This window comes from Streptomyces sp. NPDC026500 (assembly GCF_055567635.1).
On the sequence record NZ_JBVHQB010000007.1, the window covers coordinates 1 to 24,577 of the forward strand.

Genomic DNA, 24,577 nt, shown 5'->3' on the forward strand with positions numbered 1-24,577 from the left:
TACAGAGTCATCCCCCCCCAGAGCCCGTGACTGAAGGGATTGTTCCATGGGCCGCCAGCGTCTCCGCAGGACGGCATTCTGAAACGATCAGTTAGCCCGTCGAACGCCCGCGTGTACTCCCGAACATGATGCTCTCCCTCCAGGTAGACGGCGTCGGTGATGCCGTCCCGGTACACCAGGTCCGGCGCTTCCTGTGCCGGGAAGCCCAGCATGGTGAAGGACCCCGTGACCGGATAGGTGCCCGAGTCGAACGGCAGGACCTGCAGAGTCACCGTCGGCAACTCGGCTGATTCCAAGACGCGTTCGAGCTGACTTCGCATCAGGGCCCGATCCCCGATGACGTGGCGCAGCGCGGCTTCGTTCACGATGAACCAAGCGTCGGGGGCTTCAGCCTGCGACAACATGGTCTGGCGCTCCGCACGCACTCGTACGGCCCTGTCGATGTCCTCGACGGACATGTGGGCGCCGGTCGTGTGGAGTTCGCGAATGTACGGCTCGATCTGCATCAGGCCCGGGATCAACTCGCTCTGGTACTGCCGGAACGTGGAAGCGTCCTGCTCCAGGCCGATGTAGATGTTGAACCACTCGGGCACCCCGGCGCCGTGCACTTGCCACCAACCGCGCGTATTGGCCTGCCGGGCCAGTGACTTGAGGAACTCGCGAAGTTCATCGGTGGTGGCGTAGAAGCGGCACAGCGCGTCGATGTCGGACGGTTGGACCCTGCCGGTCCCCGTCTCCATCCGGTTCACCTTGGACCCACTCCAGTCCAAGGACTCGCCGACCTGCGCGCACGTCAGTGCGCTGCTCTCGCGGAGCTTCTTCAGCTCGATCGAGAGACGACGACGGCGCGCCGTCGGTGAACCGGACATCTCAACCATCCCTTGAGTAGTGGGTGTTCAGTCTCGCGCCAAGGCCTGGGCCTGCCAATCACTCGTAAGTGGGAATCCCGTCCTGCACATTGCATGACGGGATACGCGCGCGCCACTCTGATCCACGACGCAACTCACCGTGAGAATGCGTGACGCTCCGCTGGCCATGCGGAGATGGCATGCGACGAGAGGGGTCTTCGTGATCCAGGAAGCGTGTATGTCACGGAAGCCGTGGGACCTGGACTTCACCGCGGAACCCGAGGAAGTGGCCGCCTTGCGCCGCATCATCCGGCTGCACTTGGGCGTCTGGGGCCTGCACGAGGTCAACGACGCGGCCCAACTCTGTGTGAGCGAGTTGGTGTCCAACATCATCACGCACGTCGGCGCGGGCACCCCGGCCACGCTCGGCGTCTCGATGAACGGCACCCGTCTGCGTATCGAGATGCACGACCCGGACACGCGCGCTCTTCCCACCCTCGTCGCCGCGGGCTCCGACGCCGAGACCGGGCGAGGCATGGCCATCGTCGATGCGATCGCCGACCGTTGGGGTGTCCTGTTGCACGCCGACCGAAAAGTGACCTGGTGCGAGTTGGCGACGGGACTGAACACGCCGAACGGTCACGTGGACGGAACGGGGGTCGCGAGGGCCGAAGCACTGATGGGTCTCCGCGAGGCCACCGGACTGTTTTGCGAGGCGAGCCCGAACAGGCTGAGCAGGACGATCGCGGCAGAAGCCGCGAGCGACGTCATCGTCGACCTGCTCCACTGGCTACGTGCACACGGCTGCGACGAGGAGGAGGTCCTGGACAGATCGCAAACTCGCTTCGAGGCGCAGATCACCGAAGCCCCAGGCCGGCCTTGCCAGGTTCCGCGATGAGGAAGGCCGGTGAGTCGTGCGGGGTGCAGGCGAGGGCTGCTTCGAGGCTCTGATCGTGCACTCGAAGCAGCCTGACGCACCCACTTCGGCTGAAGCATCGGTGGCACAGGACCGCCGATCGCCGCCGAAGTCCGTCTGTCGGTCGGTATCAGTGGGCCACTATGTCTGCGAAGAAGCCCAGACGAGGATCATCCGGGGTGCCGACGAGCAGCGCGCGGTCCAACAGGATGTTGTTGTGCTCGCAGCTCGTCTCAGGAAGCATCACGCAGGCGTGGCAGGCGGCGAGGTTGGTGCCGCCGGTGCCGGACGCCTCGGACTCGACACACAGCGGGTCCGAGGAACACCACTCGGCGCGACGAACGGCCGAGCGGATCGTCCGGGCGAGGCGGTCCGGTTCCCCTTGGGCTACGAGCCCACCGAGGCTGCCCGCCGAGTCGCTCGTCGCGGTGTAGACGAGGATCCCCGCCATGTCGTCGTCGGCGTAGAGACGCTCGCGAAGCGCGGCGGCGGGGTAGCCGGCGTCGAGGCTCCATTCGTTGATGAGGACATGGGCCAGGGTGTGAAGCAGCACCATTCGGGGGCTCGCAGGAGAGGGCGGGACCCGGGTCGGGTCGGCTGCCCGCTGCTCCATGACCCTGTGGTGCGCGGTGCGCATCCGCTCGGCGCGCGCCGCCACGGCGGTCATGCGTTCCCAGGCGTCGAGTCGTTCGTCGTCCAGCCGGAGGAAGACGCCCTCGCCGCGGACCTCCATTGCGGGGAGCCAGGTCAGTTCCGAGGCGGAGAGCGCGGCCTCGTTGCCCTCGTTGCTCGAGTCGGGGTCAGCGAGCCGGGTGAACGCCTTGAGGGCGCGGACCTCGCGGAGCTTCTTCACCAACATGGGGCCCGTGACACCCAGAGGGCCGAGGGGGGCCGAGTCGCCGAGTGGGGTCTCGCAGATGAACTGTTCATCGCGGGAACGCTTGCTCTCGTCGTTGCCCGAGCGGAGGCGCTCGTATTCCTTGTTGCGCAGGGCGCGGTAGCGGTGGTCGAAGGCGGGGGCCTCGTCGCCGGTGGGGTCCTCCTCGCGTTCGGCATCGAGGAGTGCCATCACCTCGTCGACCGGTACCGGGCTCTCGCCCTTGAACGCGAACTTGAGGCACATCTCGACCTCCGCGCGACTGTTCAGCTTGCGGAGCTCGTCCCAGTGCTCGGCGAGCGGATCGGCACGTCCGTCGCTCCACGGCGGGATGGAGAGCGCCGACTTCAGCACCGGTTGCCACACGGTGGAGGAACCGCGCTGGAGGGTGCGGGGGGTCAGGCCGCAGGACTGGGCTGGGACGGAGGTGCCGAGCCACGGGCGCGTGCCGCGGCAGCGCAGGCCGAGATCCTTCAGGGCGTGCTTGCGGAAAGAGCCCTCCATCGAGACCTCGGAGACCCCACAGGTGCACGAGACGATGATCGAGCGGAGGGAGGAGCTGCGCCCGGAGGTGCGCAGCTTGAGAGTCCCGCCGCACTGGCCCGCGGTGGTCGTCCCGCTGCCGGTCGCGCGATGGACCCAGTGCCAGTACGGGAACTCGTCGAGGTGCCCGACCTCACAGGCGATGACGAAACGGGAGGGGACAAGGTCGGCCTCACACGTGCCGCAGACGCTCCTGCCGGGCGGCGGGGTGAAGTCGCGGTGTCGACGCAGCTCGCTGCATTCGGGGCAGGAGTGCATGACCGGGAAGCGGCGGACCCGGACACCGTCCTTGCTGCTGTCGTCGGAGGCAGGAGGCAGTCGGAAGTGCTGGACGCCCAGGAGACGGGCAAGGCGGCGTTCGTGGATCCTGGGGGATTCGTCGGCGCTCCACTGCGTGTCGGCCCCGTCCAGGCCGGAGACCACGAAGGACTCGTGGTCGACGGCGATGAGTGAGCCGACGCCGTACGTGGTGATCATCTGCGCGCGGCGGATCGCGCCCCGGCGGAGCAGGTTGTGGGCGGGAACCTGACGGTTCGTGCCGGTGCGGCGGGAGCGCGCGGGGGACGGGGTCATCGGGATGCCTCCATGAACAGGGCGGACTCGGCGTCGACGTCGCGCAGACTCCACAGGGTGGACCACGCCTCGGCCTCGGACTCGTCGTCGTACGACTTCAGGAGCGAAGGGGTGCGCTTGCCGTTGCGAGGCTCGAAGAGCAGACCGCTGTGCAGGTCGGCCTCCGCGCACCACCAGTCGACGAATTCGTCGAAGGCACGGGAGACGGCGTCGGTCTCCTCCTTGGTGACGCTGCCGACGCGATCGAGGAGGACGGGTTTGATGTCCTGGCGGAGCTGGTGCTCGTAGGAGTCGACCCGGCCCGCGGCCTCGTTGGGCCGGGCCGCCGGAATCAGGATGCGGGCCAGCGCGACGATCACCGCGTGCAGGCCGCGTTCGCGGGCGCGGGCGGAGAACGGGGTGACGGAGGTGGACTCCACCTCGCGGTAGAGGGCGGAGTGGAAGTGCTGGAAGCTCTCGTAATGGGAGCGGTCGCGGGAGCGGGTCGCGTTGAGCATCACGGCGACCAGCCCGGGGTGGGAGCGGCCGACGCGACTGGTGGCCTGGATGTACTCGGCGGTGGTCTGCGGCTGGCCCATCACGGCCATCAGACCGAGCCGGTCCACGTCGACGCCGACCGCGATCATGTTGGTGGCGAGGAGGACGTCCACTGTGTCCTCGTCGGGGAGCTTCCTCTCGATGCCCTTGAGACGGGTCGGGATCTCACTGGCGTCGATCCGGCTCGTCAGCTCCGAGTAGTTGGCGACGGAGCGGACGGCCACTCCTTCACGCTCGGCGAGCAATTCCAGGTAGGCCACCACGTCGTCGTGGACCTGAAGTTCCGCGGCGGACAGCAGCCGCAGGCTGTTGAAGTAACCGACGAGACTCCAGTACGCGTCGCGCACCTCGTCCCCGGTCCGCGCGTGCTTCGCCCGGTGCAGCAAGGTGGCGTAGGTACGGATGAGGAGGGTGGACTGACTGGTGCCTGGAGCCAGGAGGCCGACGTAGCGGCGGCTCGCCTTCTCCTCGCGAGGGGTCTCCACGGCGAACCACGAGTCCCGGGAGTCCAGGCCGGCCGGCGGGAACTGGCGCACGTCACGGTCGAAGAGGCTGCGCCCCTGGGAAGCGGCACGCCGGATGGTCGCCGTGGACGCGATGACCTTGGGGCGGCCCGCGAGCGCGTCCACGGCGGTCTCGTAGAGGCCGGTCAGCGTCCCCAACGGGCCTGATATCAGGTGGAGTTCGTCCTGGACGATGAGCTCCGGGGGCGGAGTGCCGTCGGCCGGGTTGTCGCGATTGAAGAGGGCGGCGGTGGCCGGACGCCACGGCATCGAGGCGAACTTGTCGACAGTGGCGATCACCAGGGTCGGGCGAGCGGCGTACACCGCCTCGTCGATCAGGTGGACCGGCAGGCCGTCGGCGAAGGCGCAGTCGACGCCGGGACAGCGGACGTGCATCCGCTTGTCGTCCAGGTCGACCTCGTAGGCGCGGGCGTCGAGGCGGGTGCCGCACCAGGGGCAGGCGTGCAGTTGGACCGGGTTCTCGGTGGCGAGGCGCTTCGTGAGGTCCCCGCGGAGCTCGGTGAGCTTCCGTTCCGCCTCCTCCAAGGTGTTGGGGGTGGCCGAGCGGCCGACCCACATGCCGAGGGAGAACTCCTCGAGGCCCAGCTCCGTCTGTGCGTCGCGCCGCATCCGCTCCATCGCGCAGAGCAGGATCGCGGCGCGCTCGAACTGTTGGAGGGTGAGCAGTCGCAGGGTGTAGCGCATGAGGACGGTGACGCCACCACCTCCCGCGCCACGCCGGATCCGTCGTAGGAAGGCGGTGAGGGCGATGAGACCGAGGTACGCCTCGGTCTTGCCACCACCGGTGGGGAACCACAGCAGATCGGAGATACCGCGGTCGGTGTGCTTCGGGTCGTCGATGCCGGCCAGGCAGAGCAGCACGAACGCGATCTGGAAGGGACGCCACTCGCCGCGCGCCGGGTCCGGGGCGCCAACCCGACCGCCCTTCACCCAGGCGCTGCGTGCCCGCTGATCGGCCATGGCCCGGTTGGCGAGCCGGAAGGCTCGCATCAAGTCGGGTTTGGCGGCCAGTAGTTCGATGCCCTCGCGAATGCGGCCGAGGGCCTCTCGGCAGGCCGCTACCTGGTGGCGGGCGGGCTCCTGGTGCGCGGCGTCGGCCAAGGCTTGTGCCTCCGCCTCCTTGCGGTCGATCCAGCGCTCGTAGCCCGTCGCCAGCGCTCTCAGAGCGGCCAGAACCTGGGTGTCGGTGTCTTCCGCCAGGCCGAGCATGGACAGGGCGGAACTGTCGATCTCCGGGTTGGAGTCGGTGAGCAGCACCTCGACGGTGGGCACGAACTCGCTGCGCACCTCGGTGACCGCGGCCGTCCTGGAGTCGGTCATGCCGATCGGCGGTGGCGTCCAGTCCCACTCGGCCGCGCAGCCGTGGCCGACGGCGAAGGTCGGGGCGTGGCGGTGGAGCAGGCGACTGGTGGCGACCTCGGGGTCGTGGGCGGCGGTCGGGGCAGGACGTTCGACGAAGGCGCTGGAGCCGTTGACCGCGCGAACCGCGAGTCCGCACTGGAACAGGGAGAAGGCGTCCTGGAGTTCCCGCTCGCCGACCTGTCGGGTGTTGACGAGCGTGATCGTCACGGTGACCGTGCCGGTGACCGCGTCGGGGCGGCGGACGTTGACGCGCAGCGCGGCTCCGGAACCGAGGTCCACCTTTCTGTCCGGATCGGGTGTGGTGACGTCGACCGTGGTGTCCGGGAGCGTGAGTTCCTTGCGTCGCCACTGTTCCCGCTGGTCGGAGGTGGTGCGAGCCTCGGCGCGGCGGGCCGGGACCGGCTTGCCCTCCGCATCGGTGGGCTCGTAGACGGCGGCGCGCGCCGAGACCACGATCGTGTCGCTTATGTCCGGGGCGACCGCGAAGGTGAGGCCCATCGACGAGGGGCGGCGGGAGCCGGCGGCTCCGACCTCCTGCGCCGTGCCCGACTCCTCGACGTTGTCGCGGGTGCGCAACAGGGCTGCGTCTGGGTCCTTGTGCTCTTCCTCGTCCTCACGGACCCTCTCCTCCGCGGCCGCGTCCGCCGGCCTCGGGTAGAGGACGCCGGTCAGGTAGCGGTCGATCGGTGCGTCCTGGGTGAGCACCTCGGCCCGGTCGTCCGGCGCGGCGTCGGGGACGGGACCGAGGAGCTCGCGGCGGAGGCCCACCAGGAGTTCCTCGTCCCGGACCCGGTAGTGCTCGGAGTGTCGGCCTTCCACGTGCGTCATGCGAGCTGCTCCTCATCGTCGTCGGCCCGCCGGTATCTCCCGATGCCGGTGATCCGGGGTGCGATCCACACACCCCGGTCACCGAGACCGGCATTGGCTCCGGCGGCGGCGCTGCCGGTCACGGTCTCCAGAGTGTCGATCCGTATGCCGCGGATCTCCTCGGGCCACCGGGGATCCCACGTCCGATTCACTTTCTGTACCTGGAAGAACTCCTCGCGGAACCGTTCCGACGCCTCACCGATCTCCCGCCCGTCGTGCGTCAGGGCGTACGGAGGGCTCTGGAACTCGCCCATCGGCAGGTCGTGCTGCTTGCGCCACACCACTTCCTGCCCAGGGCGGACCCGCTCCAGGAGATACGCCTGGGTCGCCAGGGCGTCGGCCTCGCGGCCGGGCGGGTTCTCCCGACAGACGTCGTCGGCCTCGGCCACGACCCCGTACCTGTCGTACGACCGCCACCCGCCCACGTACCGGCGGCCGTTCTTCCTACCACCAGCTCTTCTGAGAATCGGTACCTCGGGGGAGACCGCGTGGTAGAGATCCTGGCGGGCGCGCGTCATCGCCACGTACAGGGCCCGGGCCTCGGCCGGGAGGTCCAATTCGTCCTTGTACCGCTTGTGGAGCTCGGCGACGCTCGGCGGGGCCAGGACGATCACCCGGTCGAACTCCAGTCCCTTGGCGCGATGCACGGTGGAGACCACGATCCGGGCTGTCTCCGGGTCGGCCGCCTCGTCGGGGAATCTGCCGTCGGCGACCGAGCGGCGCAACCGCTCCAGATCGAGCACATTGCGCGCGGTCCCGCGTGCGGCCCGACGCAGCACTGTCCACAGGGCGGTCGGATTCGGCTCGTACCGCAGAGGGATCTCCGCGAGCAGAGAGCGGAACCGGTCCTCGGTGAGGCCGGTCGCCTCGGTGCGGCGCAGCAACTCGGCTACCCAGTACGGCACCGGACGTTCTTCGAGGGGGCGCCGCAGCCGGTGCTCGATGCCGTGCGCGTGCAGCAGACCGGAGACCACGAGTGCCTCCCGGTTGTCCCGGGTGAGAACGGCACACGTGTCCGAGAGGTCCCGCAGGCCGTCCAGGGTGAATCCGTCGCTGAGGTCGCCCATTGCGTTCGCCGGGTCCAGGAGGAGGTCGCGCAGTTCGTCGTAGAGCGTTGCCGCCTCGTCCGGATCGCTGAGCTGCTGGAGGCGTGAGCCGTGCGCCAGCGCGATCCGGGCCTCGGGGGTGACGGCGCGGAAGTTCCGGGTGAGACGCAGTTCCACGAGATCGTCGGGGTACGAGCAGCGCAGCCAGTCGAAGAACCGGCCGGTCTCGTCGGCGCGTTCGGTCAGGTTCTCGATCTGGAAGCCGTAGACGGACTGGGCGGCGTCGCCGACGACGGTGAAGCCGCAGCTGTCCTGGTACCGGTCGAGAAGCGTCTCCACCAGCTCGCGACGCCCGCCCAGCAGGTCCTGCACCTCGTCGATCACGACATGCGCGGGCGGAACGGCGTCGCCGGCCTCCAATGCCCCCTTCTCGATCGCCCGGGTCGCGGCGGCGATCCGTTCGTCGAAGCCGACCGCGTTCCAATCGCTGTCGGGATACGCCTGGACCAACACTCCGTACGCCCAGGCGTCGAAGGTCTGGGCGCGCACCCTCCGGGCCCGCTCGCCGTGCCCGGCGATGCGCTCGCGCAACTCGCGAGCGGCGGCCCGGGAGAAGGTGAGTACCAGGATGTCGGCGGCCTCCAGTGCCTCTTCGGGGTCCTCATGACCACACAGCGCGTCGAGCCGACGCACCAGGGTGTGCGTCTTTCCGGCTCCGGCACCGGCGGTGACCAGGACGCGCGCGTCCCAGGGTTGTTCGACCACGGTCCGCTGCTCGTCGGTGAGCAGGGGACTGTCGAGGTAGGCGTCGGTCACTTCCTGCTCCAGAGGTGCTCGAACTGGGTGAAGGCCAGCTGCGTGTCGAAGTTCGCGACGTTGTCGCTGACGTTGAGGATCAGACAGGTGTCCTCGCCGCCGTTCTTGGGGCCGCGCAGCCCGCGGCCGATCATCTGCTGGTAGACGTTGGCGCTGTAGACCGGGCGGGCCACCACCACGGCACGCGTGGAGGGAGCGTCGAACCCTTGTGTCAGGACGCCGTAGTTGGTGAGGACCTGGATGCGTCCCGCGCGGAAGTCCTCGACGCGTCGCCGGCGGTCCTGGCTGCTGGTGGTCGAGTCCACGGCGGCGGCCCGGATCCCGCGGTCGTTGAGCATGGCCGCGAGGTACTTGGCGTGATCCACGGAGGTGGCGAAGAGCAGCGTCGGCCAGCCCTCCGGAAGGTCGGTCACCGCGTCGACGATGCGGCGACTGCGTGCGTGGTCGTCGGCAAGTCGCTGCTCGGCGGCGCTGGAGAGCGTCGCCATCCGGACCGCCTGCGCCTTCTCCTCGGGCTTCAGCACGATCTGGCCGCCCTCCAGGGTGCGATGCTCCACCTGCGCCAGCATTCCCCACTCCTGGAGATCCCGGTACGGATCACCGGACGGGAAGACGCCCTCGTCGAGACGCCGGTTGCCGAACCGCGTGGCCAGTCGACGCGTCTCGTCCTCGTTGGTGTTGCGGAACGGAGTGGCTGTCAGGCCGAGCAGGTGTCGTCCGGTCTCGTACTGGGTGAGTCCCAACCGCGTCAGGATCTCGGTGTACCGCTTGGAGATGGCGGTGTGGGCCTCGTCCACGATCACCAGCGCGGCCTGCCGCAGCCAGGCGTACTGGTCGGTGCCCAGACACCGCTCCAGTTTGGCGTCCGTGGCCACCACCAGGTGCGGGTGCTCGACGACGTTCCCCACCTCGTTGCTGTTCCACAGCCGGCTGATGGTGAGCGGTCGCTCCGCGCCCACCTTGCTCCACACGAACCTCCAGCTCTGCACGGCTTGTTCGCACAGCTCCTCGGTCTGAGCGATCCACAGCAGCGGGCCTCCCAGGTCTCCCACCCGCTTCACCCAGCGGATCACGGCCTCGGACGTGACCCGTGTCTTGCCCGCGCCGGTGGGCAGCGACAACATGGCGCGCTGCGGGGCCAGTCGGTCGAGCAGCGTGGTGATGTTGCGGACCAGGTCCTCCTGGTAGTCGTGGAGCCGGGGGAAGTCCCGGGGTCCGTCCACCGTCTCGAAGGCGGGCGGCGAAGGGGTCCTGGAGCCGGCGAAGGCCACCGGCAGCTTCAGGTCCGACACGAACACGACGGCGGCCGACGAACCTCCGTAGGCCACGGGTGCGTTGGGGAATCGGGCCTGAATGTCGCGGGCGTGCTGATGGAGGACTCCGTCGCCGTGCGAGTTGAAGGCCATCTGCGCGATCCGATGCCCGGAGGGCTCGAGGCCGTCGGTCTCCTGGAGCTCGGCCTCCATCAGTTTGTCGGGCAGCCCGGTGCGCAGGGCGTCCGCACCGATCAGCAGCTCGATCTTGGCGACCACGTCCTCGGCGTCGCGCACGGCCGTCAGAGCCGCCTTCGCCTCGCTGTCCCGCGCCATGCGCTCCTGATGCGCGAGCACCGCCGCGCAGCCGTCCCGGCCGAGGCCGAGCGCCAGCTCGCGATCGATCAGCCGCAGCATCGGCTCAGGGTCCAGAGGCACGCTGACCTTGATCGTGCCGCCCTGGCGCACGGCGTCCAGGGGACGGGCCTTCGCGCCGTTCTCGGTCCGGGTCACCACTTCCAGCTCGGTGCACAGCTGCACCATCGTGTTCCGGTTGCCGCTGTTCAGTCGCTGACGCAGGGCGGGATACAGCTCCACGAGCGGAACCGGTGCACCGTCCGGGACCTCGCGGGTCTCCAGGGTTATGGCGTCGGCATAACGCTTCATGGCCCACTTGTCGACCATCAGCTCGGCGTCCGCCGGGGTCGCCACCAGCAGCGCGGGGAGCTGTTCAGCGCGCAGGGCCCGGTACTCGGTCGCGCCGACCGCGACGGTGATCTCCTCGTCGGGCCTGGTGCCCCAGGTGTCGCCGATCCTGCAGCGGGTCAGTGAGTCCTCGGGGAACTCCGCGCCGACTCGGGTCAGCATCACGTAGGTGTTGCCGACGAAGGCGTCGTCCTCGCTCCGGGCCACCTGTGCGAGGAAGGCCTTCCAACGTTCGGGAGGAACCTCGTCGGCCGTGGTCGGCAGGCGTAGCTTGCGGGCCTTCTCCGGGGAGATGTCGGCGACTGCCAGCACATCGCGGTAGGCGCCGAGCTGGGGCCCGACGGCCTCTCCCAGCGACTTGATGCCCTGGGAGGTGGCGACCGTCCCGTAGTTCCTGAGCATCCAGCGGATCGGCGATTCCACGGCCCGCCGGGTGTTCGCCTGGACGCCGATCTGTCGCGTCCAGCTGTCCACCACAGCCTCGTCCGGGAGCGCTTTCAGGAACGCCGCGCGGGACTCCTCCGAGAGCGATCGGAAGAGGTGCAGCGGACCCCCGATCGGGGACCCCTCCACCTTCATCCTGTTGAGAGTGGTCCGGGGAGCGCTCTGGCTCAGACCGCGCAGATAGGACGCGTGCACGGCCTGCCGGTACTCCTCGAACCAGGCCTCGCCCTCCGGAGGCGTCGAGGTCGAAGGCCGTTCCCGCAGGCCGATGTCGCGGAAGAAGGCGAGGTCGTCGGAGTGGAACCTGGTGTCGACGGCGATGCTGGGGTCACGTGCCGCGTCGACCACCGCGCCCGGCAGCATGCAGTCGCGCACCGGGCGGAACCTCCCGTCCGCCGTCCGCACATGCAGGGTCTCGCGGGCATTCGGCACGCTCTGGAGCACCGTGTGCGTCAGACGGCGTCCGCCGGCCTGGCGGAACAGGTCCCAGAAGCGCTTCCATTCGGCGTCGGCGTAGCCGTCGAAGCCCTGGTCGAGCACGCTGATGAACCGGCCTTCGACATCGGCCTCGCGGATGCCGAGGAGGTTGAGCGCGGAGGCGAGTCTCGGGTCCTGCGCGATCTCGCCGACGACGTACGTCAGGGACTCGCGGAGCCCGTCCTCGTCGGCGCGTCGGAAGACCTGACCGGGTACGGGTCTGACCAGGCCGTGCTCCTCGGTGAGCACGATCTTCGCCTTGCGTGCCTCCTCCGCGTACGGCGACCTGTTCTCGACCATGTCTGCGAGGATGCGGATCGCCGTGGCGGACGCCTCGGCCGTGCCGCTTTCGACCAGTGCCTCCAGCCACTCGCGCACGTCGGCCCGCCTGTGCCCGGCCGCACCGAGAATGTGCTCGACCTTGCCCGATCGCAACGTGTCGGCATCGGCGTTCGGGTGCAGCCAGTTCGACGGGCGGCCGGGGGACTCGTGCCACATCCGCAGCCAGCCGGCCATCCGCTCCTTGTCGAGACGCGGAGGGACGCGCAACTCGGTCGGGACGCGCAGTACGCCCTCCTGGTCGGGCAGCGACGGACGGAGAGCCGCCCGCTCCCAGATCTCTCGGGTCAGGAACTCGTCCGCCCAACTGATCGCCTCCTTCACCCGGCCGGGCAGCAACGGGAGGTACGCGGCCGGGTCCTCGGTGGGGGCCAGGCCGGGGAGGGAGTCGACGACCAACGCCGCCGAGACCTTGACCATCTCCTCGTTGAACGCCGACGAGTCGAGCAGGTTCTGCCGGTCCTCGTTGGTCTTCCAGGCGCCGTTGAGGATGCCGCTCAGGGACATCTCGTACTTGGTCGGGAAGAACGACCAGAAGCGACCTCGGCCCCGTGACTGCGGGCTGACGTGGAGTCCGCTCTTCTCGTCCTTCTCCAGCGCGGGCACTGCCCAGGCGAGGTCCAGGGTGAGCCGGTCGTGCAGTTCACCGGCGTCGGCCCGGGCAGCCGGCCCGGGTTCGTGCCTGGTGGAGAAGACCCGCCAGCCCGCGCTGACGGTCTGCCTCCCCGTCCGCTCCTCCACCACGGTGTGCAGATCCCCGGACTGCTTGTTGGTCAGCACGCGGCGGACGGCCGGGCGGGGCCGACGGTCCTCCAGGACGACCTTCGCCACGTGAGGGGAGAGGAGTTGGAACCCGAGCGGGAACTCTTCGCGGGCCGAACCGGCGGCTGTCCGCCCGCCGTGCATGTCCAGCGCCAACCTGCCGGCGGCGCCGTCGAGCAGCGGCAGACGGACGACGGTCGTGGCCCAACCCAACAACTCGTCGAGGACGGGATCCTGCGCGCGTTCGGCGGCCTCGTCGAGCGGGCGCGCCATGCGCAGCACCGGTGCCTCGAACCGCTCGCCCAGGCGCTCCCGCACACCAGGCACCGAACGGATCTTCTCGAGTGCCCATTCGCGGTCGAATCCGAAAGCGCCGGAGCTGCTGAAGAACTGCGGAGCGTCGGTGACGACCAGAACGGATTTCACACCCACGCCGAAACGGCCGATCTGGCCACCTCGCTTGCGCGACATGCTCATTCGGAGAATGGTCTCCGCGCCTTCCGGAGACACCGGTGCGCCCTCGTTTGCGCAGTAGAGATGCTTGTCGGTGAGGATGACCTGGACGGAACCCCCGGGCTCGCCGGTGATCTCGTCAGCCGCGTTCTGTACGAGTTCGAAGAGCTGACGGTCGCCGTACCCTCCCTGGGTGATGCGGCGTTCTCCGTTGGCGTGTTCCGGGACGAGACCAGGATCGACCTCGTACGTCTGCAGGACGCGAGAGGACTGTTCGATGACGGTGGGAGTGACCGGTGGCGGGGAAGCGGACATTGCTTCTTCACGGCTCCTGCGATGGGTGGCATGACGTAAGGGACGACGGAGTCGAGCGTGGTGCGGTCTTATCCCGTTTGACCTGCGGTGATGTTGCTTGACGCCGGGACACCGGCCGTCGTGGGGTCAGTCGTCTTCGGGCTCGATGAATCCGGAACTGTGGCCGAAGTGCTCGTCGAATTCCTCGATCGTCATACCGAGCGAGTCGAGGATCTGCTTTCTTTCCGTTTCGGAGCTGGCTAACGAAAGCTCTAAGGATACGGAGCTGATTTCGCGCGCCGAATGAGGGATGTCGTGGTACGGAGATTCACCCTCCCCGGGAGGGTCTTCCATGGGATTTTCGCGTCCTCCGGTTCTTGTCGAAAGATCCCCGTACCATCAGTACGTTCGGGGTTGTGTGAGCGAAAAATGGTACAACTCACCCGATGCCACACGGGAGTTCCCGAGTGGGGCGGACACTGCCGCCGTTGACGATCCTAGGGTGCGTCACCCGTTCGTGTCACTCCCAATTCCCTGACGAATTCCTGGAGTTGACGGCTCCGATTTGCAACAAGCGTTTGCGTTCGAGATTTTCAGGGTCGCCCCGCGGGTGACCCGTCCCTCATGGGCATTCTTCCCTTATGGTCACCGATCGGATGTATCGGGAAAAGTGGACAGTTGACCGTCGATGAGATGGATCCAGGTTGTGTCAAGCGGCAGTTGACGTTCGTGTCGGCGTCAAATTAGCCTGTGCTGACCGTGGACACAACGAAATACGGCGAGGTCTGGGAGGCCACATGGAGGTCGGTGAGGAGTTCGGGCCCTGGCTGTCCCGTCAACTCAAGCTCGCGGGCAGGACGCAGGCGGAACTGGCCGATGAGCTGGGGCTGACCAGGGCCGCGGTCTCGGCGTGGATCACCCGGCGTTCCGTCCCGCGCCCGACCGTCATGGGGGAGATCGCCAAGGCGCTCGGCACGGACCTGGGCACCGTGCACACCCGGACCACCGACACCCAGGCCGGCCTCCCGATCACCTGGTACCACCGGCCCGGTTACCAGGACGGAGGGCGTGACGGCGGAAACGCCGCGGCCTTCGCCTTCGACGCGGACGTCCAGGTGCTCGCTCGGGAGACCTGCCAGAACAGTCTCGACGAGCGACTCGTGGAGAACGGTCGTCCGGTCCGTGTGCGGTACACGATCCACGAGCTCACCGGCGAGACGCTGGACGCGTTCCGCGCCGCCGTCCTCTGGGACGAGCTCCAGCCGCACTACACGGCGGTCTCCGCGTCCGCCGCCGATCAGAAGGTCGGACGCGTCGTGGACGCCGGCGTGCGCGACATGTTCGAGAAGGGCCGCCTCGTCCTTCTCCGGATCGACGACTACAACGCCTCCGGTCTCACCGGCGACGACTACGACGACGGCAAGTTCGCGGCCGTCGTCCGACGGCAGCTCGAGAGCCTCAAGTCGGGTCGCGGCGCTGGCGGTTCCTACGGCCTCGGCAAGGCGACGCTCTGGGCGACCAGCGCGCTCGGCATGGTGCTGATCAACTCCATGCTCTCCGTCCCTCACGAAGGACGTACCGAGCGCCGTGTCATCGGACGGCTGGAGCTGCCCTGGCGTTCCGTCGACGGCAACTCGTACGCGGGCCCCGCCTGGCTGGGCCGCCCCGACCCCGAGACGACCGGCGCCGAAGTGGTCCGTTCCTGGTGGGCGGACGAGGAGACAGTCGAACGTCTGCACCTCACCCGGGACAGCGACGAGCCGGGCACCTCCTTCCTGATCGTCGGCGCCCATGATGTGGCGAGCCTCGAGCAGGGCGGTTCGGACACGACCGACGACGAGGACGAGAACGGGAGCGACGACGACGGGACCCGCGACATCCGCGCAATGCACCGACGCCTGGTCGAGGCGCTGGGGCGGGACTTCTGGGCGGCCATGACCGGCGGCGGCAGTAGGCTCCCGCTGTTGGAGACCTCGGTCCGCACGTTGCGCAACGGCGAAGTCGTCATCGAGGAGGAGAAGGTCGATCCCACCGGCACGCAGCCCTCGCGGACTCGGGCGCTGCGGGCCTTCTACGACGGGACCACCGTGGACCGACTCACCGAGGCCGGGCAGGTGGCACTCCGTACCGTCCCGCTCCGGCTGCCCCTGTCCGGAGGGCGGCGTGGCACGCTCGGCACGCACCAAGGGGTGCTCCTGGTCACGGAGGCGGAGGACAAGGACGGCACGCCGAACCAGGTCCACTCGCTGCGCGGCAACCGGATGACCATCAAGGAGTCGAGCGTCAACGGGCTTCCACTGGGCGTCAATTCCTTTCAGGCGGTTCTCCTGGTGGGGCACGCGGCAGGCGAGTCGGCGCCCTTCGCCGACGAGGCCGAGGAGTTCCTGCGTGCCGCCGAACCGCCCGAACACGACCGCTGGGGCCAGACCGAGGAACTGACCCTCCGTTGGTCACACAGCGCGCACCACCGCGTCTCCAGGTTGACCACCGAGGTCAACTCGGCGGTGAAGGACCTGGTCGTCCGGCCGAAGAGCACCGGTTCACAGGAGAGTGCCAAGCTGCGCAAGAAGCTCACCGTCCCGCGCAAGGGCGCCGCGCCCAAGCGTGTCTCCGGGCCGGCTCTGCCGGAACTGGACGGACTGGAGGGCGAGATCGGCGCTGGCGGGGAGTGGCGGATCACCGCCGAGGTGAAACTGCCACGGGCCGACGAACTGCCCGCCATGACACCGGTGGTCCTCCTCGACGTCCGGTCGGGCAGCCGACCCAGGCTCGACTGGGCGGATCTCGTCGGCCTGGAGGGCTGCGAGGTCGAGGACGGTGTGCTCCGCTTCACGCCGGGCGCGCGCCGAGCCGTCTTCCGGGGTTCCACCGACGCAACCAGCCATCCGGTTCGCACCGAACTCACGCGGCTCGTTCTCGAACTCCGTGCCGGGACAGGGGAGTGAGTCATGAAGTTCTATCCGTACAAACGACTCAACCGCCCGATCACACTGAGAGTGACCTCGGCCTCCCTGAAGCTGCCCGACGGTACTCGCGATCACCTGGACACCTCCGCGTACTCCACCCCTCAGCGGACGGTGGCCCTGGGCGTGGCGCAGCATGAGGAGTGGGTCTCGGCCAGGATCGGCCTGTCCGCCACCCTGCCTCCCGGCGCCACCGATCCCGACGGCCCGTGGAGCGATCTGAGGGTCCTGGCTGTCCTCACCGAAGGTGCCACCAATGTGCGTACCTCCATCGAACTGCGCCAGGACGCTCCGGACAGCAAGGAGTGGTCCGGTGAGATCGAGATGTTCCGGGGCGACCATGTGGGCCGTGCCTCGCTGGCCGTCTACGCGGTCGCCGAGGTCGGGGACGTGCCGGGCCGAGCGATCACGGAGACGGACAGCGACTGGACCGTCGACGTCACCGCCGAGGAGCCGCTCGGCGGCCTGCGCCTGGACGTGAAACAGGCGAGCTTCTCCAAGAGCGCGCGGGAATGGTTGCGACCCTACGCCGACGTGCCCTGGGTGATCGACGCCTCCGGCAGGGTGCCGTTGGTGATGATCAACACCGATATCGAGGGTTTCTCCGACCTCCTCGGCGGTGAGAGTGGGGGGATCGAGAACAAGGTCCACGAACTGTTGATCTCCCAGATGGCCACCGACGTGTGGACCGCCGTGTTCCACAGTGCCGTGGGTGACCTGGAGGTCGAACCCGACGGCTCGCCCGTCTTCCCCACCGACTGGCGAGGGGAAGTGCTGCGGGAGATGCTCCCCGACGTCGTGCCGGGTCTTCATGTCGAGGAGGCGCTCCGGCAGGTCCACCGTCGTCGGACCGGCGACGCGGGATGGGTGGAGCTCCAGACCCGTGTCCACTACGCCGCGGTGCGCCGCGCCGGCGCGAGCAAGGCGGTCGCCAACGCCCTGCGCGCGTTGCAGCAGATGAACAGAGAGGACAGCGCGTGATCGAGAAGCCGCATCACGTTCCCGAGCGGCTCGGCCTGCTCTCCGCGACGGCTGCCGACCCCTTCCTCACCGAGGACCTTCTCAAGGGTCTCCAGGGGCACGGAGGAGTCGACCTGGCCAAAGTCGTCGAAACCCTGCCGGAGGACGATGCCCGGTGGGCGGTCGAGCCGCTCAGGGACCTCATGGACGACGCGATCTACCAGTTCAAGGACAATCGGACGGAGGCCGACGGCTGGTTGGCGCCCCGGCTGCACGCGACACTGCGTCTCACCCGGCGCGAGGCGGCGGACCAGAGGTTGTGGAACCATCTCGCGCTGGCTGTCGCTCCGGATTATGTGGCTTTCCGGCATCCCCCGGTGCCCTCGACGCGCGGCGGCGGGGCGCCGCGTATCAACAGAGACCGTTTCAAAGGCCCGGCGGATCGACAGGCCTTCTCGCGTCTGTGGTGGGCGGCGGAAATGTTTCGCAATGGTGGGGACTACGCACCGGTGGTGGGCGCCTGTGCCAACCAGGACCTGATCCACAACGCACTGCGCCTGGACCTGCTCGACCACAGGCCCACCGCCCAGGCACTGGTACGTGTCCTGGAACGAAAGGTCGTCGGCAGCGGCCGCGAGATCAACGGTCTGATGGCGGCGATCAACACCGCCGGCGCCACCCTGGTCTACGACGCGTTGGCCCCGGACGAGGTGCGTGATCCCGAGGCGCTCCGCCGGTGGATCGCGGAGGCCGAATCGGCGCCGCCGGTGCCGCGCCATGACCTGCCGACCGGGCCCGACGAGGAGCCCGTCCCGGAGTACTCGGTGGCCGCGCTCACCGAGTACTTCACGGAACTCTTCGAGACGGCCCCGGTGAGGGGACGGGTACCCCAGGCCTGAACGGGCAGGGTCATCTGCCGGTGAGCGGGTGACCTTTCAAGTGCCTGTGCTCGCACACATCCACGGGCTCGCCGGGCTGCCAGGCCTCCAGATTCGCGACGGCCTGTTCCAGCCTGGCGTGGGCCTGTTCATCGTCCAGTTCCGGTTCGAGGACCTGCCGTAGCACGTGCAGGGCCAGCCGGGGCGGTACGGCGTTGCCGATCTGCTGTGAGATGTCGTTGCCGGTCCAGGGGTACGCGACGGGGAACGTCTGGAGCACCCCTGCCTCCGCTTTGGAGAAGCGATCGAGGTTCTCGTCGGTGCCCTTCTTGACTACGCGATTCCGTGACACCTTCCCCGTGATCGTGGCGGAAGGCACGTCGTGGTCGCGTCGGCCGCGCGCCTCGGGGTCACCTCCGGTCCCATAGTTCGAGATGACGGTAAAAGCAGGACGACGGGGGAGATCCATCCGGATCATCCGTGCTTGTTCGAGTGCCTTCTCCATGGAGACCCAATCCTCCCGTTGCCTGCCCTCGACCGTCTTCTCGGGCTCCAAGGGGAGGGTCTCGGCCTGACCTGCCCTCGGCGTCAGGGTTCCAGGCTGGTAGCGCTTGTGGGTTTCGGGCACCTCTGCCAGGGGTTCGGGGCGGAGCCTGTTCTCCTGAGCGGCATGATCGAGACGGGCCATCAATACCGCGCGCCGTCGGGTCTGTGGAACGCCGAAGGCCTCGGTGTGCATCAACTGTCGCTTGGTCCGGTATCCGAGGGAGGCGAGAACCTTGGCGTACTCCGTCCATACAGGCATCACTGCGGGAACCTGCTCCAGGACGACGGCTTCGTAGGGCTTCGAGCCGGGCCGCTTGCTTCGCTCGATCACCCACCACAGAGGTTGCAGGACCAACCCCGTGCGCTCGTCGCCCAACTCCTCGAGTTTGGCCTTCAACTTGTCGAGCCGGCCGTTCAGATCACCGAACTGCTTGAGCAGGTCCTCGAGCTCGTCGTCCGAGACGTCGAGATTCTGCGGAGCCTTGAGTTTCTTCAGGAACTTCGTGACTTCGTCCGTCGAGTTCCCGAGCTGCTCCAGTCTGTTCCTCATGGCCTTGCGCGTCGCGATCCTGAGCTCGTCGACCTCGCGCTTCTCGGCCTTGACCTCCTTGGCCTCGAGCTCCCTCAGCCTGAGCTCCTCGGAGATCTTTCGCCAGGTTCGGAAGATCTGCTTCCAGTCCTGGTCGTTCTCGGGGTGTACGGCCTGGTGCAAGCGCTCGATGTACTGGATCACCTTGTCCAGCGCCCTGCGGCCCGCTCCGTGTCCCGCGACGGTGAAGGTCTGGCAAGGAGGCCCACCGGTCAGCACGTCGGCATGGGGGAAGAAAGCCGCGCGGTACTTGCGGACGTCGCCTTGGAAGGTGTCCATCCCCGCCATGCTGCGGGTGGCGCACGCTCCCGCGTCCCATTCGATGCCGGTGACCTGGTGCCCCAGGACGTCTGCCGCCACATCCAGCCCACCCGGCCCCGCGAACAGGTCCAAGATACGGAAAACCGCAGGTGAGGGCGGTGCGTTTTCGATGTGGCTCATGGGCTTGAAGTGTAGCCGGCGATCGGGGGTGGCATTCCCGTCTTGCCTATGGACGGGCGGGCGACCGTAGAGCCGCGGCGATGGCCTCGCCCAGCGCGTTGCCCACCGGCGGAGGGGTGGCGTGACCGATCTGTCGGTACTTGGCGGTCTTCTGGCCCGTGATCCGCCATTCCGGAGGGATCGACTGCAGCACGGCCGCCTGGTCCACCGTGATCTTCAGCATCTGCGCCGCGTCGTCCGAACGCGGCCACTGGTAGTCCGGCCCCGGCACCTCGTCGGCGAACGCGCCACCGTTCACCCCCATCCGCGCCCAAGCCCGTTTCGTACCGGTCGGGCCGAGGTCCGCGCCGCCCCGGTTGTCCGAGCCCCCGACGAGGGTCGGAGCCACGGCCCGTGCCTGGTCCGCCCAGGCATCGGCCTCGGGCCAGCCCCGCATGCCCATCGAACGACGCAGCGCCCGACCGACCGAGATGTGCTCGCTCACCGTCGGCTCCGGCGGAACGAAGGCCTGGAACCACGGTTCTTTGAGCGCCACGAGAATGCCGTGCAGCCGCTCCTGCGGAACGCCGAAGTCCGCCGCGTTCAGCACGAACCAGCGGAACCGGTATCCGAGATGCGTCAGTTCGGCCTCGACGAACTCCCGGACCTCCGCGTATGCGGGCGAGTCGACGAGAGCGGGCAGGTTCTCCAGGAGCAGGGCGCGCGGCTGGATCGCGTGGACCAGGTAGACCGTGGCGGTGAGCAGACGCAGTTCGGGCTCGCTGTCCGACCGCCTCACCGCGGCCGAGGACTTCACCCGGGGCAGGCCCGCCGAGAGCAGATCGACGTCCAGGCTCTCCGGGTGCTCCTCCGGCAGGAAATCGATGAGATCGTCGCAGACGACCTTCCACTGCGGCCGGTTGGCCAGGATCGTCTCGCACGCCTGAGGCTTGTTGTCGAGCAGGAGCACCGGCGAGAAGCCCGCGCTCTCCAGTCCGGACGCCAAGCCGCCCGCACCGGAACAGACGTCCACGAAACCGAGTCGATCAGCCATGCGCTCCCCCTCGACCCTTCGGGCGGCCTTGCTCGCGTGCCCTCCGCGTGCGTCTGTCCCGATCCTGCTTTTTCCGGTCCACGGCAGCACCCACGGTCGCCGCGACCTCTTCCGCCGGCATGTGCTCCCAGAACCGCAGCACCGTCCACCCCTGCGCCATCAGGTGCTCCGTGGTCTCCCGATCACGCGCCATGTTCCGGTCCAGCTTCTCGCGCCACCACTCCGCGTTGGACTTCGGTTGCGTCGCGTGCAGCGGGCACCCGTGCCAGAAGCACCCGTCGATCAGGACGGCCACCTTGGCCCGGGTGAAGGCCACGTCGATCCGTCGTCGCGCCATGCCCGGCACCGGGTATTCCACGCGATAGCGCAGGCCGGCCGCATGCAGGAGGCGTCGCACGGCCAGCTCGGCGTTCGTGTCCTTGCTGGCCTGTCGGGACATGCGAGCGGAGACGTCGGGAGAGGAGGGCCTCACGTTGTTCAATGCTCTCGCGCCTCAAGAACGTACGTCGTCGCGGTCGATGACGATGGCATCCTGCCGGCTCGAGTCGATGGCACGGAACCGGACCAGCGGGCGCTCCGATCCCACCGACGACTTCGGGGCGACGAAGGAGAAGGCCATCACCAGGTCACCGGGGTCCAAGGTCCCGTCGGAGCCGAGTCGCGGCTCGGACTCGACCACGGGGTAGAGCAGCAATGCGCCTCGGCGCGGGCGGACGTGCTGCTCGACCGCCGTGTTCCCGGCCGTCTCGACGGCGCCCGCGACGCGCAGGGCGGCGGCGCGGTGCTTGGGCTCACTGAGCGCGCCGAAGAGGGAGCCCCGCCGGCGGGTACGGCGGGCCGGGGTGAACGGGCCGTGCCCCAGGATGCGAGCCTCGACACGCCTCGCGGAGGTCTGCAACGGAGTGATCACGAGCCAGTCGTCGATCGTCGTCTCCTGCTGCCCCGTCTCCAGCAGGAACTCCAGATGCGGCGAGAACTGGCTCGGGATCGACCACCGCAGGTCGCACAGCACCCTGGTCAGCGTTTCGTGCGAGACCGTCCCCACTCGCGCCTCGTACTCGGGGCCGTCCCCGACGGACAGACGCACCGGGTCCTGACCCAGCGCGGCGAGCACCGGCTCCCAGCAGTCGGTGTTGTGGGCCAACCCCGCTGGGGTGTCCGGGTAGGCGGTCGGTTCCACCCAGGTTCCGGGCGACCGCACCTCCACCAACTCTGTGTTGAACATTTTGTTCCGAGCCGACGGCTTCACCCACGGCAGGTGTTGGGTCACCAGGGGTGGGATCTGGGCGGGGGTGACCTGGGGCCGGCCGTCCACCAAGGGGGCGTAGCGGGCCAGTTCGGCGCGGAATAGTTCCTCGTCGCGGCAGATAGCCTCGAAGGCCTCGTACAGGTCGACGGTCTTGGCCTTGCGGCCGCGGCCGAGGGTCTCCTCGCGGCCGATGTACAGCCGCACCAGGTCCCGGTAGCCGGGGCGGAAGCCGAACCAGCGGCCCATCTGCATCAGGGTGTCGGCCTGCTGCGTCGTGCGGCGGTAGTACGTGATCGTCAGGCCCTCGACCGTGAAGCCCCGGGACAGCTTGGTGCCGCCGACGAGGATCTTCCAGACGTTCGGGGTGCGGTCGAAGTCCAGGTCGGGCTGGGCGTAGTCGCGCTCGCTCTCGCCGTTGACGACGATGATGGGGGTGCCGCCCCTGTTGATGCGTTGACGGGCCTCGAAGACGTACGGCTTGAGGTCCTCGTACGTGGCGGGAGTGGGCAGGGAGCCGTCCGCGTAGGTGTGGAAGTCCTTTTCGAAGAGGGACGCCAGACGAGTGCGGCCCTCCGGGCCTGTGTACGCGGAGTTGTCCCACAGGGCGTTGATGCGCTTGGCGAGCGCGGCGTGTTCGGCCATGCGGACCGATTCGTGCACGAGCATCGTGTGGTGCCGGAACGGGGCGGAGGGAACGCCGTGGTCCTTGCGGTAGAGCTTCAGAGCGCCCGTGAGGACGAAGGCGTCCAAGGCCTCCTGGAGACGGTCGCCCGTGGACTCCGCCTCCATGAGGGGGTCGCCCGTGTAGTCGCAGATGCTCCGGACATGCTTCCTCTCGGCCTCGCCCTCACCTTCGTCGAAGGCGTCGAGGTCGTGGAAGTCCTGGACACCCATGTAGTCGGTGGGCCGGGGGAGGGAGATCAGGAAGTCGCGCGGGAACAGGTCTTCCTCGTCGCTCGGGTCGACGAACACATTGGCGAACGGGGTCGCGGTGTAGCCGACGTACTGCGCACGGGGAAGCAGCTTGAGCAGGGCGCTTATCTGGCCGTTGATCGCGGTGCGGGTGACCTTGCCGTCCTCCCACTTCTTCGGGTCCGTCGTGTTCACCGAAGCCTGGTCCGACTCGTCGTCGATGATCAGGGTCGGTATCTCGCCGAGGATGGCACCCATCTTCTTGAGGTCCTTGACCAGCTTTTCCAGAACCGACTTGTTCTTCTTCACGACCATGACCCGTGCGCGGGCCGCATGCAGGTTCGCCGGGTCGTACAGGGGGCGGGCACGGTCCGGCTTTTCGAACTCCAGGGCGCTGATGCCGCGTTCCAGCGACATGTAGTCGCGGTCGCGCGAGGTCAGACGCTCGATGTCGAAGGCGCCGAGCAGGGAGGGGCGGGCACCGAACGAGACGAACTTCGCGGGCCAGTCCTCGTCGTCCTGGTAGTCGATGCCGACCAGGGCGTCCGGGTCCGTCGGGTCGGCGGCGCCCAGGATGTTCTCCTGGCCGATCAGCTCCATGTCGAGACGGCGCTGGGTCTGGCCGCGCAGCAGGTTCAGGGTGCCGCCCAGGACGATGACCAGGCGGTAGCCCGCGTCGATGGCCTTGGCGGTGACGCCGGTGAAGTTGGCGGTCTTGCCGGACTGTACGTAGCCGACGACCAGCCCGCGCGCGCCGTAGGGGTCGTCACGGGTCGGGTCGGCGAGCCGCTCGACGACCGCATGGGCGGATTCGTCGAGGCCGGAGACCGCCGCGTCGCTCCAGCCCTTGCGGCGCAACAGAGCCTCGTACGAAGCCCAGTAGAAGGAGCGGTTCGCCGCCTGCTCCCGGGTGTACCAGGCCTGGAACTCGCGGCTGATGGTGACAGGACCCGGTTCCACGTGGACCGGGACGGCCACGTCGAGCGCTTTACGGAGATCCGCGTTGAGCGCCAGTTTGTCGTGCACCTCGGCGCGGCGCTCCGGGGTGCGAGGCGCGGTGGTCGACCACGTGGGCGACTGTTCGAAGTCCCATGCGGTGAGCTTGCGGCGCCACAGGGCCAGCAGCTCGTCGCCGGGGGCCGCGGCCAGAATGCGGTCGTGGAAGCCGGTCACGTCCGTGTCCGCCGGTTCGTCGGCCTCGGCGAGCGCGAAGGCCAGCTTGGCGAAGTGCCTGGGGCCGCGCCGGCTCATCGCGTCGAGGATCTCGCCGTGGAGGTCGGTGAGGTGGTCGGGGGAGGGGGTGTTCTCGGCGGTCACGGCGGTCGGGTGGCCTCTCTGACGTACGGGTGGATGCTGAGGGGAGGGGGGTG

The 24,577-nt window shown here is 68.5% G+C and carries 14 protein-coding genes; 4 read left to right on the forward strand and 10 right to left on the reverse strand.

Annotated features, from left to right (window positions below):
* The coding region (locus tag ACZ4N5_RS14540) for a helix-turn-helix domain-containing protein (protein ID WP_467757696.1) at positions 1-869 on the reverse strand (869 nt) is incomplete at its 3' end.
* Positions 870-1,086: 217 nt separating this feature from the next.
* Here ACZ4N5_RS14540 and ACZ4N5_RS14545 point away from each other — a divergent pair.
* Positions 1,087-1,746: an ATP-binding protein gene (locus ACZ4N5_RS14545; protein ID WP_467757434.1), complete on the forward strand. Its 660-nt coding sequence runs from the start codon at positions 1,087-1,089 to the stop codon at positions 1,744-1,746.
* 148 nt (positions 1,747-1,894) lie between these two features.
* Here the strand turns inward: ACZ4N5_RS14545 and drmB are convergent, their stop codons facing one another.
* The 5 genes from drmB to ACZ4N5_RS14570 form a co-directional block, all read right to left on the reverse strand.
* Positions 1,895-3,757, reverse strand: a complete 1,863-nt coding sequence (drmB, locus tag ACZ4N5_RS14550; RefSeq protein WP_467757435.1) for a DrmB family protein — start codon at positions 3,755-3,757, stop codon at positions 1,895-1,897.
* Entirely contained in the window at positions 3,754-7,008 is a 3,255-nt protein-coding gene (locus ACZ4N5_RS14555; protein ID WP_467757436.1) for a helicase-related protein, read from the reverse strand. The genes drmB and ACZ4N5_RS14555 overlap by 4 nt, the downstream gene beginning before the upstream one ends.
* A complete protein-coding gene (locus ACZ4N5_RS14560) occupies positions 7,005-8,909 on the reverse strand; it encodes a UvrD-helicase domain-containing protein (protein WP_467757437.1) in 1,905 nt (634 codons plus the stop codon). The genes ACZ4N5_RS14555 and ACZ4N5_RS14560 overlap by 4 nt, the downstream gene beginning before the upstream one ends.
* Positions 8,906-13,657, reverse strand: a complete 4,752-nt coding sequence (locus ACZ4N5_RS14565) for a DEAD/DEAH box helicase (RefSeq protein WP_467757438.1) — start codon at positions 13,655-13,657, stop codon at positions 8,906-8,908. The genes ACZ4N5_RS14560 and ACZ4N5_RS14565 overlap by 4 nt, the downstream gene beginning before the upstream one ends.
* Before the next feature lie 126 nt (positions 13,658-13,783).
* On the reverse strand, positions 13,784-13,990 hold the full coding sequence (locus tag ACZ4N5_RS14570) for a hypothetical protein (protein WP_467757439.1): 207 nt from the start codon (positions 13,988-13,990) through the stop codon (positions 13,784-13,786).
* A 443-nt stretch (positions 13,991-14,433) separates the two neighbouring features.
* Between ACZ4N5_RS14570 and ACZ4N5_RS14575 the strand changes: the two genes are divergently transcribed.
* Genes ACZ4N5_RS14575 through ACZ4N5_RS14585 form a run of 3 tightly spaced genes read left to right on the forward strand, consistent with a single transcriptional unit; the run spans position 14,434 to position 18,458 of the window.
* Positions 14,434-16,581: a helix-turn-helix transcriptional regulator gene (locus ACZ4N5_RS14575; protein WP_467757440.1), complete on the forward strand. Its 2,148-nt coding sequence runs from the start codon at positions 14,434-14,436 to the stop codon at positions 16,579-16,581.
* A 3-nt stretch (positions 16,582-16,584) separates the two neighbouring features.
* Positions 16,585-17,580, forward strand: a complete 996-nt coding sequence (locus tag ACZ4N5_RS14580; RefSeq protein WP_467757441.1) for a hypothetical protein — start codon at positions 16,585-16,587, stop codon at positions 17,578-17,580.
* Positions 17,577-18,458: a DUF6339 family protein gene (locus ACZ4N5_RS14585; RefSeq protein ID WP_467757442.1), complete on the forward strand. Its 882-nt coding sequence runs from the start codon at positions 17,577-17,579 to the stop codon at positions 18,456-18,458. The genes ACZ4N5_RS14580 and ACZ4N5_RS14585 overlap by 4 nt, the downstream gene beginning before the upstream one ends.
* 10 nt (positions 18,459-18,468) lie before the next feature.
* On the opposite strand, the gene ACZ4N5_RS14590 is transcribed toward ACZ4N5_RS14585, so the two are convergent.
* Genes ACZ4N5_RS14590 through ACZ4N5_RS14605 form a run of 4 tightly spaced genes read right to left on the reverse strand, consistent with a single transcriptional unit; the run spans position 18,469 to position 24,458 of the window.
* Positions 18,469-20,013 carry a DNA cytosine methyltransferase gene (locus ACZ4N5_RS14590; RefSeq protein WP_467757443.1) on the reverse strand — a complete coding sequence of 515 codons (1,545 nt, stop codon included), beginning with the start codon at positions 20,011-20,013 and terminating at the stop codon, positions 18,469-18,471.
* 46 nt (positions 20,014-20,059) lie between these two features.
* Positions 20,060-21,046, reverse strand: coding sequence for a DNA cytosine methyltransferase (locus tag ACZ4N5_RS14595; RefSeq protein ID WP_467757444.1), 987 nt, complete (start codon positions 21,044-21,046; stop codon positions 20,060-20,062).
* Positions 21,039-21,485: a very short patch repair endonuclease gene (locus tag ACZ4N5_RS14600; RefSeq protein ID WP_467757445.1), complete on the reverse strand. Its 447-nt coding sequence runs from the start codon at positions 21,483-21,485 to the stop codon at positions 21,039-21,041. Before ACZ4N5_RS14600 ends, ACZ4N5_RS14595 begins: the two co-directional genes overlap by 8 nt.
* A 54-nt stretch (positions 21,486-21,539) precedes the next feature.
* Positions 21,540-24,458: a Z1 domain-containing protein gene (locus tag ACZ4N5_RS14605; RefSeq protein ID WP_467757697.1), complete on the reverse strand. Its 2,919-nt coding sequence runs from the start codon at positions 24,456-24,458 to the stop codon at positions 21,540-21,542.
* Positions 24,459-24,577 lie beyond the last annotated feature (119 nt).

Excerpts from the sequence above, each read along its gene's own strand:
- ACZ4N5_RS14545 (WP_467757434.1), top strand. The coding sequence starts at position 1,087 with ATGTCACGGAAGCCGTGGGACCTGGACTTCACCGCGGAACCCGAGGAA.
- drmB (WP_467757435.1), bottom strand. The coding sequence starts at position 3,757 with ATGACCCCGTCCCCCGCGCGCTCCCGCCGCACCGGCACGAACCGTCAG.
- ACZ4N5_RS14555 (WP_467757436.1), bottom strand. The coding sequence starts at position 7,008 with ATGACGCACGTGGAAGGCCGACACTCCGAGCACTACCGGGTCCGGGAC.
- ACZ4N5_RS14565 (WP_467757438.1), bottom strand. The coding sequence starts at position 13,657 with ATGTCCGCTTCCCCGCCACCGGTCACTCCCACCGTCATCGAACAGTCC.
- ACZ4N5_RS14570 (WP_467757439.1), bottom strand. The coding sequence starts at position 13,990 with ATGGAAGACCCTCCCGGGGAGGGTGAATCTCCGTACCACGACATCCCT.
- ACZ4N5_RS14575 (WP_467757440.1), top strand. The coding sequence starts at position 14,434 with ATGGAGGTCGGTGAGGAGTTCGGGCCCTGGCTGTCCCGTCAACTCAAG.
- ACZ4N5_RS14580 (WP_467757441.1), top strand. The coding sequence starts at position 16,585 with ATGAAGTTCTATCCGTACAAACGACTCAACCGCCCGATCACACTGAGA.
- ACZ4N5_RS14590 (WP_467757443.1), bottom strand. The coding sequence starts at position 20,013 with ATGAGCCACATCGAAAACGCACCGCCCTCACCTGCGGTTTTCCGTATC.
- ACZ4N5_RS14595 (WP_467757444.1), bottom strand. The coding sequence starts at position 21,046 with ATGGCTGATCGACTCGGTTTCGTGGACGTCTGTTCCGGTGCGGGCGGC.
- ACZ4N5_RS14600 (WP_467757445.1), bottom strand. The coding sequence starts at position 21,485 with ATGTCCCGACAGGCCAGCAAGGACACGAACGCCGAGCTGGCCGTGCGA.
- ACZ4N5_RS14605 (WP_467757697.1), bottom strand. The coding sequence starts at position 24,458 with ATGAGCCGGCGCGGCCCCAGGCACTTCGCCAAGCTGGCCTTCGCGCTC.